The 15,904-nt window shown below is 70.7% G+C and carries 12 protein-coding genes; 3 read left to right on the forward strand and 9 right to left on the reverse strand.

What is annotated here, in order from left to right; all coding sequences use genetic code 11:
- Positions 1-27 precede the first annotated feature (27 nt).
- The 6 genes from ABZ833_RS36000 to ABZ833_RS36025 all read right to left on the reverse strand — a co-directional run bounded on the left by ABZ833_RS36000 (position 28) and on the right by ABZ833_RS36025 (position 5,859).
- Complete coding sequence (locus ABZ833_RS36000) at positions 28-1,182, reverse strand: LOG family protein (protein WP_361055988.1); 1,155 nt, start codon at positions 1,180-1,182, stop codon at positions 28-30.
- Positions 1,183-1,219: 37 nt separating this feature from the next.
- The gene (locus tag ABZ833_RS36005) at positions 1,220-1,624 is read right to left on the reverse strand and encodes a VOC family protein (RefSeq protein ID WP_361055991.1); all 405 of its coding nucleotides are present in this window, start codon (positions 1,622-1,624) and stop codon (positions 1,220-1,222) included.
- A 151-nt stretch (positions 1,625-1,775) separates the two neighbouring features.
- A complete protein-coding gene (locus ABZ833_RS36010; RefSeq protein ID WP_361055993.1) occupies positions 1,776-2,951 on the reverse strand; it encodes a hypothetical protein in 1,176 nt (391 codons plus the stop codon).
- Positions 2,933-3,760: an ATP-binding cassette domain-containing protein gene (locus tag ABZ833_RS36015; RefSeq protein WP_361055996.1), complete on the reverse strand. Its 828-nt coding sequence runs from the start codon at positions 3,758-3,760 to the stop codon at positions 2,933-2,935. The genes ABZ833_RS36010 and ABZ833_RS36015 overlap by 19 nt, the downstream gene beginning before the upstream one ends.
- A gap of 222 nt (positions 3,761-3,982) precedes the next feature.
- Entirely contained in the window at positions 3,983-5,362 is a 1,380-nt protein-coding gene (locus ABZ833_RS36020; RefSeq protein WP_361055999.1) for an aspartate aminotransferase family protein, read from the reverse strand.
- On the reverse strand, positions 5,347-5,859 hold the full coding sequence (locus tag ABZ833_RS36025; RefSeq protein WP_249592806.1) for an Lrp/AsnC family transcriptional regulator: 513 nt from the start codon (positions 5,857-5,859) through the stop codon (positions 5,347-5,349). Before ABZ833_RS36025 ends, ABZ833_RS36020 begins: the two co-directional genes overlap by 16 nt.
- A gap of 161 nt (positions 5,860-6,020) precedes the next feature.
- On the opposite strand from ABZ833_RS36025, the gene ABZ833_RS36030 reads away from it, so the two are divergent.
- The 3 genes from ABZ833_RS36030 (at position 6,021) to ABZ833_RS36040 (ending at position 11,575) form a co-directional block, all read left to right on the forward strand.
- A complete protein-coding gene (locus ABZ833_RS36030) occupies positions 6,021-7,460 on the forward strand; it encodes a gamma-aminobutyraldehyde dehydrogenase (protein WP_361056002.1) in 1,440 nt (479 codons plus the stop codon).
- Between the two features lie 170 nt (positions 7,461-7,630).
- On the forward strand, positions 7,631-10,246 hold the full coding sequence (locus ABZ833_RS36035) for an MXAN_6230/SCO0854 family RING domain-containing protein (protein ID WP_361056005.1): 2,616 nt from the start codon (positions 7,631-7,633) through the stop codon (positions 10,244-10,246).
- Between the two features lie 138 nt (positions 10,247-10,384).
- Positions 10,385-11,575 carry an extracellular solute-binding protein gene (locus tag ABZ833_RS36040; RefSeq protein ID WP_361056008.1) on the forward strand — a complete coding sequence of 397 codons (1,191 nt, stop codon included), beginning with the start codon at positions 10,385-10,387 and terminating at the stop codon, positions 11,573-11,575.
- A gap of 37 nt (positions 11,576-11,612) precedes the next feature.
- Here the strand turns inward: ABZ833_RS36040 and ABZ833_RS36045 are convergent, their stop codons facing one another.
- From ABZ833_RS36045 to ABZ833_RS36055, 3 genes are read right to left on the reverse strand one after another with little or no spacing between them, the layout of a single operon-like run.
- Positions 11,613-13,076 carry a hypothetical protein gene (locus ABZ833_RS36045; RefSeq protein WP_361056011.1) on the reverse strand — a complete coding sequence of 488 codons (1,464 nt, stop codon included), beginning with the start codon at positions 13,074-13,076 and terminating at the stop codon, positions 11,613-11,615.
- Positions 13,060-14,112: a caspase family protein gene (locus ABZ833_RS36050; RefSeq protein WP_361056014.1), complete on the reverse strand. Its 1,053-nt coding sequence runs from the start codon at positions 14,110-14,112 to the stop codon at positions 13,060-13,062. The genes ABZ833_RS36045 and ABZ833_RS36050 overlap by 17 nt, the downstream gene beginning before the upstream one ends.
- On the reverse strand, positions 14,109-15,623 hold the full coding sequence (locus ABZ833_RS36055) for a hypothetical protein (RefSeq protein ID WP_361056017.1): 1,515 nt from the start codon (positions 15,621-15,623) through the stop codon (positions 14,109-14,111). Before ABZ833_RS36055 ends, ABZ833_RS36050 begins: the two co-directional genes overlap by 4 nt.
- Positions 15,624-15,904 lie beyond the last annotated feature (281 nt).

Consider the following 15,904-nt stretch of genomic DNA (forward strand, 5'->3'; position numbering starts at 1 on the left):
GCGTCACCGGCTTCGCCGAGTTCGTCCTCAAACGCCGGACGGGCTGAAACCCCGCAGCACGTCCGGCGCCTCCTCCACCCTGTCCACCAAGGCGATCCTCGACTCCATCGACCGGCCCCGCGCCAGCGCCCGCAGCAGTGGCCATGCCGGGAGGCGGTTCGTCCAGTGGTCCTGGTTCACCAGGATCATGGGGGCCGGTTCGCCGCGGGACTCGTAGTAGTTCGGGGTTGCCGCGTCGAAGATTTCCTGGAGCGTGCCCGCCGCGCCGGGGAGGAAGATCACGCCCGCGTTCGAGCGGGCCAGGAGGCCGTCCTCGCGGGTGGCGTTGGCGAAGTACTTGGCCAGGTGGGTGGCGAAGGCGTTCGGCGGCTCGTGGCCGTAGAACCAGGTGGGGATGCCCACCGACGCGCCGCCCGACGGCCAGCGCTCGCGGACGTCGAAGGCCGCCCGCGCCCAATCGGTGATGGAAGGGGTGAAGGACGGGGTTTTGGCGAGGAGTTCGAGCACCTCGTCCAGCATCTCGTCGCGGAAGACGGACGCGTACGCGCCCAGGTTCGCCGCCTCCATCGCGCCGGGGCCGCCACCCGTGGCGACCGTGAACCCGGCGCGGGCCAGCGAGCGGCCGAGCCTCGCGGCACCCTCGTACGCCTCCGTGCCGCGGGCCATCGCGTGGCCGCCCATCACGCCCACCACCCGCGCGCTGACGAGCAGTTCGTCGAGGGCGTCCGAGACCGAGTCGTCGTGGATCGCGCGGAGCATCGAGGAGAAGACGTCGCCGTCGGCCTTGGTCTCCTGGAACCAGGCGTACGCGCGGGCGTCAGGAGTCGCCTCGTACCCGTCCTCGGAGAGTCCCGCGAAGAGTTCGTCCGGCGTGTAGAGGAGACCGCGGTACGGGTCGAACGGCAGGCCGGGGACGGGCGGGAACACCAGCGCCCCGGCGGTGCGCATCGCGTCCACGGCGTCCTGCTCCATCGGGCAGCCGAGGAACACCGCGCCCGTGGCGTCGCAGGCCCGCAACGCGGACGTACGCTCCGTCAGGTCTATGGCCTGGACGCGGCACCCGGCGAGCGAGCCGCGAGCGGCGATCTCGTCGAACTCCTCCAGCGACTCGATCTCGCGGTCGCCGCCCGGGAGTCGGGGCGAGGGGCCGGGGGCGGATGCGGGTTCGGGAGTCGGCTGCATCCGCCCATGCTAAGCAGGCCGCGCCGGGCGTCGGGCGTCAGCCCTGGACCTCGGACGGGTCCATCCACATGATTTCCCAGGTGTGGCCGTCCAGGTCGTCGAACGCGCGGCCGTACATCATGCCGTAGTCCTGCGTCTTGCCCGCCGTGCCGCCGGCCGCAAGGGCCTTGTCGACCAGCTCGTCGACCTTCTCGCGGCTCTCGGCGCTCAGACAGAGCAGCGTCTCGCTGGTCGTCGTCGAGTCCGCGATCTCCTTCTTCGTGAAGTCGCGGTAGCGCGGCTTGCTCAGCAGCATCGCGACGATCGTGTCGCTGATCACGACGCAGGCGCAGTCGTCCGTCGAGAACTGCGGGTTGATCGTGTAGCCGAGCTCCGTGAAGAACTTCCTCGAGCTGTCGACGTCGTTCACGGCGAGGTTCACGAAGATCATCTGCTGGTACATGAGGTGTCTCCCGTTGCGGTGAGTTCTGCGTGGCGCGTGCGGTCCGTGTCTTACGGAGGGGTAGACGTACGTTCGACGCAGAACTCATCGCCCGTCGCGGAATTTCTCGAAATTTCTTCCCGGTCTCTTCCCGCGCAGTCGGCGTGGCCGCTCACGCCGCGAGCGGCATCGCGGCCAGCTCCGCGACCACCCAGGTCAGCGGCCCGAGCACGGCCACGAGCGCGCCCGCCCGCAGCGCCGCGGTGCCGCGCAGCATCGAGGCGGGCGCCCCGAGCTGGAGCAGCGCGGACGTCGTGTCCGAGCGCGCGTGCTTGGCGTCGATCGCGGCCGTGGCCAGGGTGAGGACCGCGCAGCCCGCGACGAGCAGCGAGCCGAGCGTGGTCAGCGGGCCGACCTCGGGCCGCGCGCCGGAGTAGAGCGTGAGCGCCGCGTACGCCCCGGAGCCCACCGCGCAGAGCACCCCGAGGGGCCGCCCGATCCGCCGTGCCTCCTCCTGCAGCCCGCGCCCGGCCAGGAGCCGCACCGCGCCGGGCCTGACCGCCTGGAGGATCCGTCCGCACAGATATGTGAGGCCGGGGCCCGCGAGGGCGAGGCCGACCGCCGTGAGCGTCCACCCGGCGAGCACGCCGGCGGGGCTGCCGGTCAGACCGCCGGGCATCGTGAGGTCGGAGGCGCCGGGGGAGCGGCTCGCGTACGCCTCGACGGCGAGGCCCGCCGCGAGGAGCGCGATGCCCCAGGGCAGCCCGCTCGGCGGTGCGGCCGGTGCGGCCGGTCCGTCCTGGCGGGGCGGTTCGTCCTGCTCGTCGCTCGACTTCGTGGTCCTGGGGCGCAGTACGGCCGCGCTGGCTGCGGAGGCGGTCAGCGGGACGAGGGCGAGCAGGGTGAGGGCCGCGCCCAGGGGCAACGGCTGGTCGGCGGCGAGCAGTTCGGCCGCGGCGCCGTCGAACGGCAGACCCGTCAGATCGCCGCGCAGGTGCAGGAAGAACAGGAGCGCCACCATCGAGCCGAGCGTGCACGCCACGGCCGTGGAGATCGCGGCGAGCACGGTGAGCTTGGCCGGGCCGAGCCCCACGGCGGAGAGCCCGGAGCGCGGACGGGTCGCCGGGTCGGTGCGCGCGACGGTGACGGCGAAGTAGACGGTGGCGGCGATCGGCGCGACGCACCAGGCGAGCCGCAGCAGGGCCGCGCCCGACGCGTCCGGGTGTCCCATCGCGTACCCCAGCGTGCACAGCAGCAGGAAGCCGGTGCCGGCCGAAGCGGCGGCGACAAGCAGCCTGCGCAGCTGGACCAGGGGGTGGGCCCCGCGGGCTAGACGGAGAGCGAGCACGCGGCCCGGCCTTCCGCCTCGTCGGAGTCGCCAGCGGAGGCGGCGGTTTCCCCCGCGGCCCCCGCGGCCTCTGCGGCCCCTGCGGCACCGGCCACCGGTGCCGTCGGCTCGTCCGAGCCCGGCAGATGCACCGTGTTCACGCGCCTCCCGTCGAGCAGCGTGACCGTCCGGTCGGCGAGGGCGGCGACCTCGGCGTCGTGCGTGGCCAGGACGACCGTGATGCCGTGCGAGCGGGCCGCGGTCGTCAGCGTACGAAGGACGTGGGCGCGGTCGGCGCGGTGCAGCGGCGCGGTCGGCTCGTCGGCGAAGATCACGGACGGCATCGTGACCAGCGCGCGGGCGATGGCGATGCGCTGGCGCTGGGCCTGCAGCAGCGCGTGCGGCCGCTTGCGGGCGCAGTCGCCGATGTCGAGGCGCTCGAGCCACTCCTGGGCCGTGGTCTTGGAGACGCGGTGCGAAGCGTCGCGCAGCATCATCGGCAGCGCGACGTTCTCCCAGGCCGTGAGCTCGGGCACGAGGTGCGGCTCCGGGTCGATCCAGCCGAAGCGGTCGCGGCGCAGGCGCTCGCGGACCACGGGCCCCATCGTGTGCACCGGCGTGCTGTTGAACCAGACCTCGCCCTGCTCGGGCAGGAGCTGGCCGGAGAGACAGCGCAGGAGAGTCGTTTTGCCGCTGCCGCGCGGGCCGGTGACGGCGAGGATCTCGCCCTCGCGCACACCCAGCGATACGCCGGTGAGTGCGGGCGAGCCGTTGTGTGTGACGTGCAGGGCGCGTGCCCACAGCACGTCGTTGTCCGGCGGAGCCACCATCACGTACACCTCGGTTCAGATCAGTTTGCCTCCCCCGTACGGGGGAACGAAGGCGGGGCCGATCGGTCACTGGGCACGCTAGGGATCCAGGCCGCGATGCCTGGAAACGACGCGGCCCGGGGGCACCCGTTCTCACTCGAACGGGCGCCCCCGGGGCCGGTGTTGATCACTCGATCACACTATGGATCCCGGAGGTCCTGGAGGTCCCGGGGATCCCATGGATCAGAGCTTCGTCCACGCCTCCGTGAGCACGTGACGCAGCACGCCCTCGATCTCGTCGAAGGTCTCCTGGGTGGAGATCAGCGGCGGGGCGAGCTGGACGACCGGGTCGCCACGGTCGTCGGCGCGGCAGTACAGGCCGTTCTCGAAGAGCGCCTTGGAGAGGAAGCCGTACAGGACGCGCTCGGTCTCCTCGTCGTTGAACGTCTCCTTGGTGGCCTTGTCCTTCACGAGCTCGATGCCGTAGAAGAAGCCGTTGCCGCGGACGTCGCCGACGATCGGCAGGTCGTGCAGCTTGCGCAGGGTCTGGTAGAACGCGTCCTCGTTGTCGAGGACGTGCTGGTTGAGACCCTCCTTCTCGAAGATGTCGAGGTTGGCGTTGCCGACCGCGGCCGAGACCGGGTGGCCACCGAAGGTGTAGCCGTGCAGGAAGGTGTTGTCACCCTTGTAGAACGGCTCGGCGAGCTTGTCCGAGATGATGCAGGCGCCGATCGGGGAGTAGCCCGACGTCATGCCCTTGGCGCAGGTGATCATGTCCGGGACGTAGTCGAACTTGTCGCAGGCGAACATCGTGCCGAGGCGGCCGAAGGCGCAGATGACCTCGTCCGAGACGAGCAGCACGTCGTACTTGTCGCAGATCTCGCGGACCCGCTGGAAGTACCCGGGCGGCGGCGGGAAGCAGCCGCCCGCGTTCTGTACCGGCTCCAGGAACACGGCCGCGACGGTCTCGGGGCCCTCGAAGAGGATCTCCTGCTCGATCTGGTCGGCGGCCCAGCGGCCGAAGGCCACCGGGTCGTCGCCGTGGATCGGGGCGCGGTAGATGTTCGTGTTCGGCACCTTGTGCGCGCCCGGGACGAGCGGCTCGAAGGGGGCCTTGAGCGCGGGCAGGCCGGTGATGGACAGGGCGCCCTGCGGGGTGCCGTGGTAGGCGACCGCGCGCGAGATGACCTTGTACTTCTGGTGGTTGCCGGTGAGCTTGTGGTACTGCTTCGCCAGCTTCCACGCGGTCTCGACGGCCTCGCCGCCACCGGTGGTGAAGAAGACCTTGTTCAGGTCGCCCGGCGCGTGGTTCGCGAGGCGCTCGGCGAGCTTGACGGCCTGGGGGTGCGCGTAGCTCCAGATGGGGAAGAAGGCCAGTTCCTGCGCCTGCTTGTACGCCGTCTCGGCGAGCTCGTGACGACCGTGGCCGGCGTTGACCACGAACAGGCCGGAGAGGCCGTCGAGGTACTTCTTGCCCTTGTCGTCGTAGATGTAGGTGCCTTCGCCACGCACGATGGTGGGCACGGGTGCGTTCTCGTAGTCCGACATGCGGGTGAAGTGCATCCACAGGTGGTCGTACGCGGTTTGGCTGAGGTCCTTGCTCACGGCTATCGGGTTCCCCACATATAGGTCTGCTTCTTGAGCTTCAGATAGACGAAACTCTCGGTGGAGCGCACGCCGGGGAGGGCGCGGATGCGCTTGTTGATCACTTCGAGAAGGTGGTCGTCGTCCTCGCAGACGACCTCCACCATCAGGTCGAAGGAGCCCGCGGTCATCACCACGTACTCACACTCGGCCATGGCCGTCAGCGCCTCCGCGACGGGATCCAGATCGCCCTCGACATTGATGCCGACCATCGCCTGGCGCCGGAAACCCACGGTGAGCGGGTCCGTGACGGCGACGATCTGCATCACGCCCTGGTCGAGCAGCTTCTGGACGCGTTGGCGCACGGCCGCTTCGGAAAGGCCCACGGCCTTGCCGATGGCGGCGTACGGACGGCGTCCGTCCTCCTGAAGCTGTTCGATGATCGCCAGGGAGACGGCGTCGATGGACGAAGAACCGTTCCCTTGTCGGGAACTGCTGGAATCTGCGCTGCGACTGGCCACGACCCCATGGTGCACAGGACTCGACAGTTCCGCAAGGTCAGATCGATGAAATTCGTTGTCTGGAGCTTCGATCGTCACGGATTTCGCAGCTATGGGCCCCCGGGTATGTTGAAAGCGTCGGTACACCGACTAGGGTGGGTGTCTCATCCACTGGACATCTGACTGGAGGGCCGGAAGTGACCACCGAGCTGCGCCGTCTGCGTAACTACATCGACGGAGAATTCCGGGACGCCGCCGACGGGCGGACCACCGAGGTGGTCAACCCCGCCAACGGCGAGTCCTACGCCACCGCGCCCCTGTCGGGGCAGGCCGACGTCGACGCCGCCATGGAGGCGGCCGCCGCCGCGTTCCCCGCCTGGCGCGACCTGACGCCCGCCGAGCGCCAGAAGGCCCTGCTGAAGATCGCCGACGCCTTCGAGGAGCGCGCCGAGGAGCTCATCGCGGCCGAGGTCGAGAACACGGGCAAGCCCACCGGACTCACGCGGTCCGAGGAAATCCCGCCCATGGTCGACCAGATCCGCTTCTTCGCGGGCGCGGCCCGGATGCTCGAAGGCCGCGCGGCCGGCGAGTACATGGAGGGTCTGACCTCCATCATCCGCCGCGAGCCGATCGGCGTCTGCGCGCAGGTCGCACCGTGGAACTACCCGATGATGATGGGTGTCTGGAAGTTCGCCCCGGCGCTCGCCGCGGGCAACACCGTCGTCCTCAAGCCCTCGGACACGACCCCCGCGTCGACCGTCCTGATGGCCGAGATCATCGGCTCGATCGTCCCCAAGGGCGTTTTCAACGTCGTCTGCGGCGACCGTGACACCGGCCGCGCGATGGTCGAGCACCACACCCCGGCGATGGCCTCCATCACCGGCTCGGTGCGCGCCGGCATGCAGGTCGCCGAGTCCGCGTCCAAGGACCTCAAGCGGGTCCACCTGGAGCTGGGCGGCAAGGCGCCGGTCGTCGTCTTCGAGGACGCCGACATCGCCAAGGCCGTCGAGGACATCTCGGTGGCGGGCTTCTTCAACGCGGGCCAGGACTGTACGGCCGCCACGCGCGTGCTCGTCCACGAGTCCATCCACGACGAGTTCGTGACCGCGCTCGCCAAGGCCGCGGCCGACACGAAGACCGGCCAGCCGGACGACGAGGACGTGCTCTTCGGCCCGCTCAACAACGCCAACCAGCTGAAGCAGGTCTCCGGCTTCATCGACCGCCTTCCGGCGCACGCCAAGGTCGAGGCGGGCGGTCAGCGGGTCGGCGAGAAGGGCTTCTTCTACGCCCCGACCGTCGTCTCCGGCCTCAAGCAGGACGACGAGATCATCCAGAACGAGGTCTTCGGACCGGTCATCACCGTCCAGTCCTTCACGGACGAGGCGCAGGCCGTGTCGTACGCCAACGGCGTGGACTACGCCCTGGCCTCCTCGGTCTGGACGCAGAACCACGCGCGTGCGATGCGCATGGCCAAGGTCCTCGACTTCGGCTGCGTCTGGATCAACACGCACATCCCGCTGGTCGCGGAGATGCCGCACGGCGGCTTCAAGAAGTCCGGCTACGGCAAGGACCTCTCGGCTTACGGGTTCGACGACTACACGCGCATCAAGCACGTCATGACGTCGATCGAAGGCTGAGTCCACTTGGCCCTCGGCTAATTGGGATGCCCGGCCCCGCCGCCCCCGCGTACCGTCAGGAACGCGGGGGCGGCTCCGTGGTGTGCTTCCTTCTTCCTCATCTCTGTAAAAGATCCGTAGCGCACCCACTCTCCGCCCCCGCCTTTCTGTACCTACGGGGGTGGGACCTGATGATGACGACGGCCGACGATCTCGCCGGGCTGCTGCTGCGCCGCCGCCAGAGCGTGTACGTCCCCTCCGGCGCCGGACGGTCCGCCGTGACCGATGCCGCCGTGGTCGTCCTCGAAGCCGAACTCGCCGACCGCGGGCACCTGTTGACCGCTCCTCTGCGCCGCGCGCTGGCCGCGCTCTCCGTCGCCGACCTCGCCGAGACCGGCCGCGAGCTGATCGCCGACGTCGACGCGCTGATGGGCTCCGACCGTCACCACGCCCCGCTGTTCCAGCGCTTCCCCGACGACATCCCGTACCAGCACGCGTACGACCGCTACACCTCCCTCGTCGTCGCGCACCTCGCCGCCCAGCCGCACCAGCCCTGCATGAACTGCGCCGGCACCACGTCCCGCGTCCGCGCGCTCGCGCCCTGCGCGCACCTGCTGTGCGACGACTGCCACCGCAAGGAGGAGGACTGGGGCTGCTGCGAGGACTGCTGCGTCTGGTACGCCTGCCCGGTCTGCGAGAACCGCTACGAGACGGACGGGCCCACCGACCCCTGGATCGACTCCGGCGCCGGACTCGGCGGTGACGGCGGCGAGATCCTGCGCGCGCTGTGCCTGGCAGCGCCGGGCGACGCCGCCGCCGAGCTCACCGCCCTGCTCGCCCGCCGCACGCCCCTGAGCCCGCAGGACCACGACGACCTGGTCCTGCTGCTCGGGCACCTGGACCCGGCCGACGCGGCGGACTGGCTCCCGGCGGACATACCCCTGCGCGAGAGCAAGGCGCTCGCCCTCGCGCCGCTGCTCGACGTGCCGGACGTGCGCGCGCTCGTGGGGAGGTACGCGGACACCGCCACCGACGTGCTGCGGATCCTCGTCGTACGGTCTGGAGGCGACCCCGACCTGCTCGAACTGCCCCGCCTGCGCGGGCTCCCGCGTCCCGTACGCCGTGAACTCCTCGCCCTGCTCGACGGGTTCGACCTCCTGCGCCTCACCGAGGACATGGCCCGCAACCCGCGCGCCTGGAAGCGGGTCGGCGAAATCCTGCACCCCTTCGAGCAGGCGCACCGCCACGCGCGTGTGGCGCTCGCCTTCGCCGTCCTGCGCGGGACCCGCGTCGGGGACTCCGCGCTCGGTGAGGTGCTGCTCGCCGAGGCCGCCCGGCACGAGGACATCCGCATCGAGGGCGACCGGCTGCGGATCGTCACCTGGCAGGGGCGCGTCGAGGAGGCCATCGGCCGCTGGGACACCACGGCCGCCGCCGGGCTGCTGCGCGAGCGCCCCGGTGAACTCCTGCGCCGCCTGGACCTGTTGCTGGCCCGGTCGGGCTCCGAGACCCTGCCGGACGCGGTGGGCGAGGCGCTCGCGGATGCCCTGCCCCGCTCCGGACCCGGGCCGCTCCTTGGCGCGTACGGCCGCATGAAGGTCCGTTCCGTGCCGGGGCACCGCCGCGTCTTCTTCCCGCGCGGGCGCGTCACCCGGGCGTACGCGATCGAGGACCACCGGCCGCCGCTGCCGTCCCGGGTGGCGGTGCGGGCCGGGGAGCTGATCGAGGCGGAGGCGGTGCGGCGGCTCGCCGCGGGCTCGGAGGGCTCGGAGAGCCAGAAGTACGAGGTGGCCGTCCTGGACGCCTCGCTCGCCGACCTTCCGGTGCCGTTCGCCGAGCGAGCCTCGGCGGCCTCGCTGGTCGCGGTGCCGCGCGGCAGCTCGCTGCCCATGCCCACGGACAGCGAGACCGTGCGGCTCTTCCTGCACTGGCGGCAGCCCAAGGGCGTGCGGGTCGACCTCGACCTGTCCGTCGCGCTCTACGACGACCTGTGGCGCTTCATCGGCCTGTGCGACTACACGCAGCTGACGTACGCGGGCGGCGCCGCCCGGCACTCCGGCGACCTGACATCGGCGCCCGCCCCGCACGGCGCCACCGAGTACCTGGACCTGGACCTGCCGCGGCTCGCCCATGTGGGGGTGCGCTTCGTCGTGCCCGCGGTCCTCTCGTACAACGACGTCCCCTTCGACGAACTCCCGGACGCCTTCGCGGGGTTCATGGCGGTGGAGGGCACGGGGCGCGCGGTCTACGACCCGCGGACCGTGCGCCAGCGCTTCGACCTCGCGGGCGACGCGGCGCTGCGCGTGCCGATGATCGTCGACCTGCGGTCGCGGCGCGCCTGGTGGACCGACGTCACTCTCGCCACGGGCGACGGCAACCACGACGTGTGGCGGTACCGCAAGCAGCTCGGCCGCATGGGCAACGACCTGCTCGACACCTTCCTGCCGGGCGGCCGGGCCACCCTGTGGGACCTCGCCTGCTGGACGGCGGCGGCCCGCACGGACGGCACCGTGTACGTGCGGGGCAAGGGCCACGTCCTGTGGGGGTACCGCCGTGCGCAGGACGAGCCGCGCGCCGACTTCGCGCTGCGCGTGCGCGACGGCTGGGAGCCCGACGAGCTGCGCGCGGACCCTGCTCCGGAGCTTGCCGGACGCCGTGCGCTACTGGCGCTCCTGCACGGGGAGTTGGAGGGGGCGGAGGGCATCGCGTCCGGCACGGTGTACCGGCTCTACCCGGGGCCGGTGGACGCGGCCGCGGCGGTGCGGATCACGGCGGGGGACCTGGCGGGGTGGCTGGAGCCCGCGTGACCGGCGGGAGCGCGAGGGGCGGAGGGCGATGGGCGGAGGGCGACGGGCGGGGGTGATCGACAGGGTGTCGCTTCCCGACCGCTCGGCTCGACGCAGCGTCCATTGCCTGTACGTGACACGCAGGCGCATGCTGCCGGGGTGCGAGCGAACCCCAGAGCCTCCTCAGTCTCCCGTCGGTCCCTGCTGCGTGCCATCGGCGGCGGGGCGGCCGTCAGCGCCCTCGCGGGCTGCGGCGTGCCCGCGGCGTACATCGGACCCGGCGAGCGCGCGGCCGGGGACCGTTCCCGGCAGGACAAGACGCTGACCTTCGCGAACTGGCCGCTGTACATCGACACCGATGACGACGACTCGACGAAGCGGCCCTCGCTCGACGCCTTCGAGAAGCGGACGGGCATCGACGTCCGCTACACGGAGGAGATCAACGACAACGACGAGTTCTTCGGCAAGATCAGCCCGTCCCTGATGAACCACCAGGAGACCGGCCGCGACCTCATCGTCATCAGCGACTGGATGTGCGCCCGCTTCGTGCGGCTCGGCTGGGTCCAGGAGATGGACCGCGGCAGGCAGCCGAACGTCACCAAGTACCTTGACCCGCTGCTGCGTTCGCCCAGCTTCGACCCCGGCCGCAAGAACACGGTGCCCTGGCAGTCCGGGATCACCGGCATCGCGTACAACAAGCGCAAGCTGGGCCGGGAGATCAAGCACGTCTCGGACCTGTGGGACGACGACCTCAAGGGCCGGGTCACGCTGCTCTCCGGACTCGACGAGTCGTTCGCGCTGCTCATGCAGGGCGACGGGGTCGACATCACGAAGTGGAAGGCCGACGACTTCCACGCGGTGTGCGACCGGGTGGAGAAGCTGGTGGCCTCGAAACACATCCGCCGCTTCACCGGCAACGACTACATCAAGGACCTGTCGAGCGGCGACGTCCTGGCCTGCCAGGCCTACAGCGGCGACGTGATCCAGCTCCAGGCGGACGACCCGGACATCGAGTTCGTCGTCCCCGAGGAGGGCGCCGAACTGTGGGCGGAATCCCTGATGATTCCCAACCTGGCCCGCCACAAGCGGAACGCGGAAGCGCTCATCGACTACTACTACGAGCCGGAGGTGGCCGCGGAACTGGCCGCCTGGGTCAACTACGTCTGCCCCGTACCGGCCGCGCGCGACATCCTCGCCTCGTCCAAGGACAAGGAGCTGGCCGCGCTGGCGGAGGACCCGCTGATCTTCCCGGACGACGCCATGCGCAAGCGGCTCGCGATCGCTCGGGACATCACGTCGGAGGAGCGGACGGAGTTCGCGAAGCGGTGGAACGCGATCGCGGGGCTGTAGGCCCTTGCTTCGGGCGCGTTCACTGCTTCGGCCCGGTTCACACCGTCCGGTCGTCCAGACCGAGGTCCCGCAGCGCGGCGACCACCAGGGTCTCCGGAAGCTCGAAGCGGCGGGCGAGCTTCCGGCTGCCCAGCCGATTCACGACCTGTTGGTCCCCCGTCTCCCGCAGGGCGGCGATCTCCGTCACGGCCTTGGCCACCCGGTCCACGGCTGTCTCCGGGGCACGCACCTCCTTCCCCTCCGCCGCCCAGCCGTCCCGTTCGCCAAACTGGTACGCCCCTGGACCCCGCGTCTCCCACGGAATCGCCTGCTTGGCGTAGTGGCCCGTCAACAGGTCCTGGGTCGAGGCCCATTGGAGCCACGACCGGGAAGGGCGCAGGGCCGCAGCCACCCGCTCCGCCGGGCTGCCCGCAGGCAGCACCCGGCCGTCTTCGGCGTCGGCGGGCAGCAGGCAGTGCCGGTAGGCGGAGCGGAGCATGGGCGGCCACGGCACCGTCGTCGGGTTCAGCCGGGCCCAGGCGGCCAAGACGTCCGGATGCGCCGGCCACAGCCGGACCAGCAGCCCATGGACCACGCTCGCATAGGCCTCCGACGGCTTCCAGAGGTCCCGTTCCCGGTGCAGGGCGAGGATCGCCAGCATGGGGTTGGCCGTCTTCTCTTTGGCGAGCTTCTCGATCGCGTCCGCGCCGGGCAGCACTCCGTCCCGCAGTCCGGCCAGCGAGGCCTCGACCATCAGCGCTGTGAGGTCTCCGGGATCCCATGCCGTTCTCAGGGGGACCATGTGGACCGAAGCGCCCCTGGAGTCCGGGCCGCTGGGGGTGTTGGGGAGGAACACGAGCGTCTGCCATCCGGCGCACAGCCAGACCGTCTGGTCGGTCCACTCCGTCCGGCTTCCCGCCGCAGCGGCTTCCGGGGCGGCCTCCGTACGGCCGTCCGTGGAGCCCGCGGCCGACCCCGGATACGCGCTGTGGCCGGTGCGCAGGACATAGGGCCCCGGCTCCAGACGCCCGCACCGCCCGATCGCGGTGTGGTGGGGATCGGGAATCCAGTCCGAACTCCACCGGGACACCGGGCGCAGCCGCGAGTCGAGCAGCACGGCAAGGTCTCCACGCGGCGGAGCCTCGGGGGTGTCGCGCAGGGTGCGCAGGATCAGCACCGCGCCCGATTCCGGGCCGGCCCCGGCCGCGACCTCGGAGCTGAGGCGGCGGGCCAGTTCGCCGTGAGTCTCGTTCGCAGTCGGGGTGCCGTGTGCCGGGGCGCCGGCGGCGAACTCCACCGTCAGGCGCCGGCGTTTCCTCGCGCCGGGCGTCAGCATGACCAGTTCTGTCTTCTCGGCGCTGCCCACCCTGGCCTGGATCCGGTAGACGCCGGGCGCCAGCGCCATGCTCAGCTTGCCCTCCTTGGAGGCGATCTGCCGGAGCGTGCTGTCGAACACGCTGAGCAGCGTGTTCGAGGGCCAGCTGGACAGCTCGAGCCTGGCCGGCTCAGAGTCGGATGACACTGCCGCCTCCCATGGCCGCCATGAACATGCCTTCTTTGGCGAAGGGCTTCCCATCGAATGTGCCGGAGCGCACGACGGCGTACGCGCCCGGTGGCAGGGAGAGGACCCAGGGGCCGGCCGCCGGATCGTAGGTGGTCCGCACGGTGCCTTGGAGGAGATCCACCGGCTCGGTCCAGCCGGCGGGGAAGTGAATCGTCACCATGCGGGTCTCCTGGCCCCCGGCACCGCTGAAGACGATGGGGTGTCCGGGATCCGATGGCATCTCCGCCCGCTGTGGCACCGGCCTTTCCCGGGTGGCGTCCAGCACCGCGATCGCGACGTACTCGGCGAGGGTGACGGAGGTGACGGCGTCGAGGGCGGGGTCCTTGCGCGCACTGCGCAGGCCGTCCACGAGGGCCCGGGTGAAGTAGCCCCGCCGCTCGTCGGGCGCGATGGACAACTCCCGCTCCTCGTACGCCGGATCGTCCGGCCCGGCCGCGTACCCCACCAGGGTGCGGACCCGTTCCCCCGGTCGGGAACACAGGTCGAAGCCCACCGTGGACGGCTCCACCTGCCGGAAGTAGGTACGGCAGCAGTCGGCGAACACCACCACCTCGTGGAAGACCGCGCAGCTGCGGTACCAGTCGACGTAGGACCGCAGTTCGAGGTTCTCGTACCGGCCGAGCCGGGCGTCCGCGAGGAGCAGGGCCGCGTCGCCCCGCCCAGGCATGATGCCGTGGCCGGACACGTAGAGGTACAGCCGGGTGTTCTCCCAGCGGTGCGGGTCCCCGGCCACGGCCTCGTTCACTTCGGTGTGGATCAGTTCGAGCGCGCGGTCGATCTGGCGCTTGATCGGGCGTGCGAGGTAGGGGTCGGTGACCGTGGTTCCGGTGGGTGTCGTAGTGATCGTCTTGACGTGTTCCTTGGGGAGTTGACCGCCGAGCGGGTCGACCAGCCAGTTGCGGAACATCCGCGCGTCCATCACCGGCGACTCAAGGTCGGAGACTCCCGGATATCGGGTGATCCCGGCGACCACCGCGTAGTGGTCCTGGTTCACGGGGTGCCCCTCAGGATCGCAGCGATGCTGTCGAGCACCTGGGGGTCCTCGTCGAAGGTGGTGTGGCTGGTGGCCCCGGAGGCCCTGCCGGGGGAAGCGCCATCGGCGGTGGGGGAGAGGACCACTCGGGAGTCCGTCAGGAATTCCCGCCCGGCCGCCAGGCCCGGTACGTCCTTGAACTCCCCGTCCGCGTAGGCGGGTTCGCGGTAGCGGGCCATCCCGACCACCGGTGTCCAGGCGGAGGCGCCCTGCGGATCCCGTTCCAGGGCACCGGAGATGAGGTGCAGCAGGGACCGCGGGTAGAGGGGACCGACCAGGCGGTCCTTCTCCTCGGTGGCCCGGTCCATGGTGAACATCCGCAGGTCCGAGATCAGGTCCTCGTCCTTGTCGAGCACGGCCGCGAAGTTCTCGTACGTACAGGCCGGTGCCAGGAACACCACCTGGAAGCGGGCGTCCCGCGGCCAGGCCCGGTCACCCTGTGCACGGCCGCGGGCCACCTCCCCGAGCAGATGGTTGATGTAGACGGCGCCAGTACTGTGTCCGACAAGGGTGATCCGGGGGCGGGCACCGGTGGCGAGCGCCTCGCTCAGTCCGTCCAGGAGGGTGCGGCCGAAGCGGTCCGCGTCAGGGGCGAAGGTGTCCTGGGTCTCCTTCTTCATCGCGGCCCAGACCGCGCCGCCGGCGTTGGCGAGGTAGAACTCCCGCAGCAACTCCTCGACGACGGTGCAGTAGACCCCGTGGTCGTTGTCGGCACGGAAGCGGTCGATGACACGTTTGAGGACGTGTACGGCCTTCACCGCGAGGCCGATCGTGGTGAGGATGCCGCGTTCGCCCTCCGCCCGTCCCTGCTCGTCGATGGGGTGGAGGACGTCGGGATCCATGAGGCTGGCGCTCGATGCCACCCTGCGTACGGTGGCCCCCCGCGCACCCTCGTCCTTGACCTCCCGCTCGGGATGCCCGGCCGCCAGGATCGCGGTCAGATCGGCGATCAGGACCGGGTCCTCCTCGAGGGAGGCCTGCAGTTGCTGCTCCTCGGCGGGGCTCACCCCGGCAAGATCGGTCGGCGCCGCCTCTGCGGCGTACGGTTCCCCGCCCGCTGTGCGCGTGGCGAGTTCGATGTCCACCTCGCGGTCCTTGGGCAGCGGCACGGCCCCGGCGGCGCGCTCGCCGGGCCCCTGGCGGAACTTGCCCACGGTGAACTGGGTGACCCGCTTGAGGAGCCGCTGGAAGATGTCCTCGCCCACGATCTCGTCGAGGTTGTGCTTCAGGGTTTCGAGGAGTCCGCTCTGCCACACGACGAACACGGGCCGGGCTTGCGCCGCGAGGTAGCCGTCGGTGAGCCGGAGCGCCGTCTCGGTACCGCTGCGCTCGTTGACCAGGCCACCGTGGAGATGGATGACGATGGACTTCCCGTCACGGGCGGCCGCGAAAAGATCCTCGAGCTTCGCCGACTTCTCCGGGTCCGGCTTTCCGTTACGGCCCGTCGTGTAGATGTACTCGTTCGGTGCCATGACGTTCCTCCGCGCTGAAAAGGAGCGCGTGTACTTCTCCCATGGTCCCATGCGAGGTGTCACCGCGCGTGCCGGAGGCCGCGAAATCCCAGAAACCCAACCCACGTCGAGGGCGCGAAGTCATGCAATGAGGCGGGTCAGTTCACTGCGTGGCGCGGCTGAGCCTTCGACCGCCTGCGGATGCTCCTTGGGATACCGGTCGGCGCCGGGCACGGCGAGCGCGGTCCGGAACTGATCCCTTGCTTCGGCGATCCGGCCCGCCGTGCGGTAGGAGCGGACCA

Origin of the sequence: Streptomyces sp. NPDC047525, assembly GCF_040643025.1 — a bacterium.
Lineage (GTDB): Bacteria > Actinomycetota > Actinomycetes > Streptomycetales > Streptomycetaceae > Streptomyces > Streptomyces durmitorensis.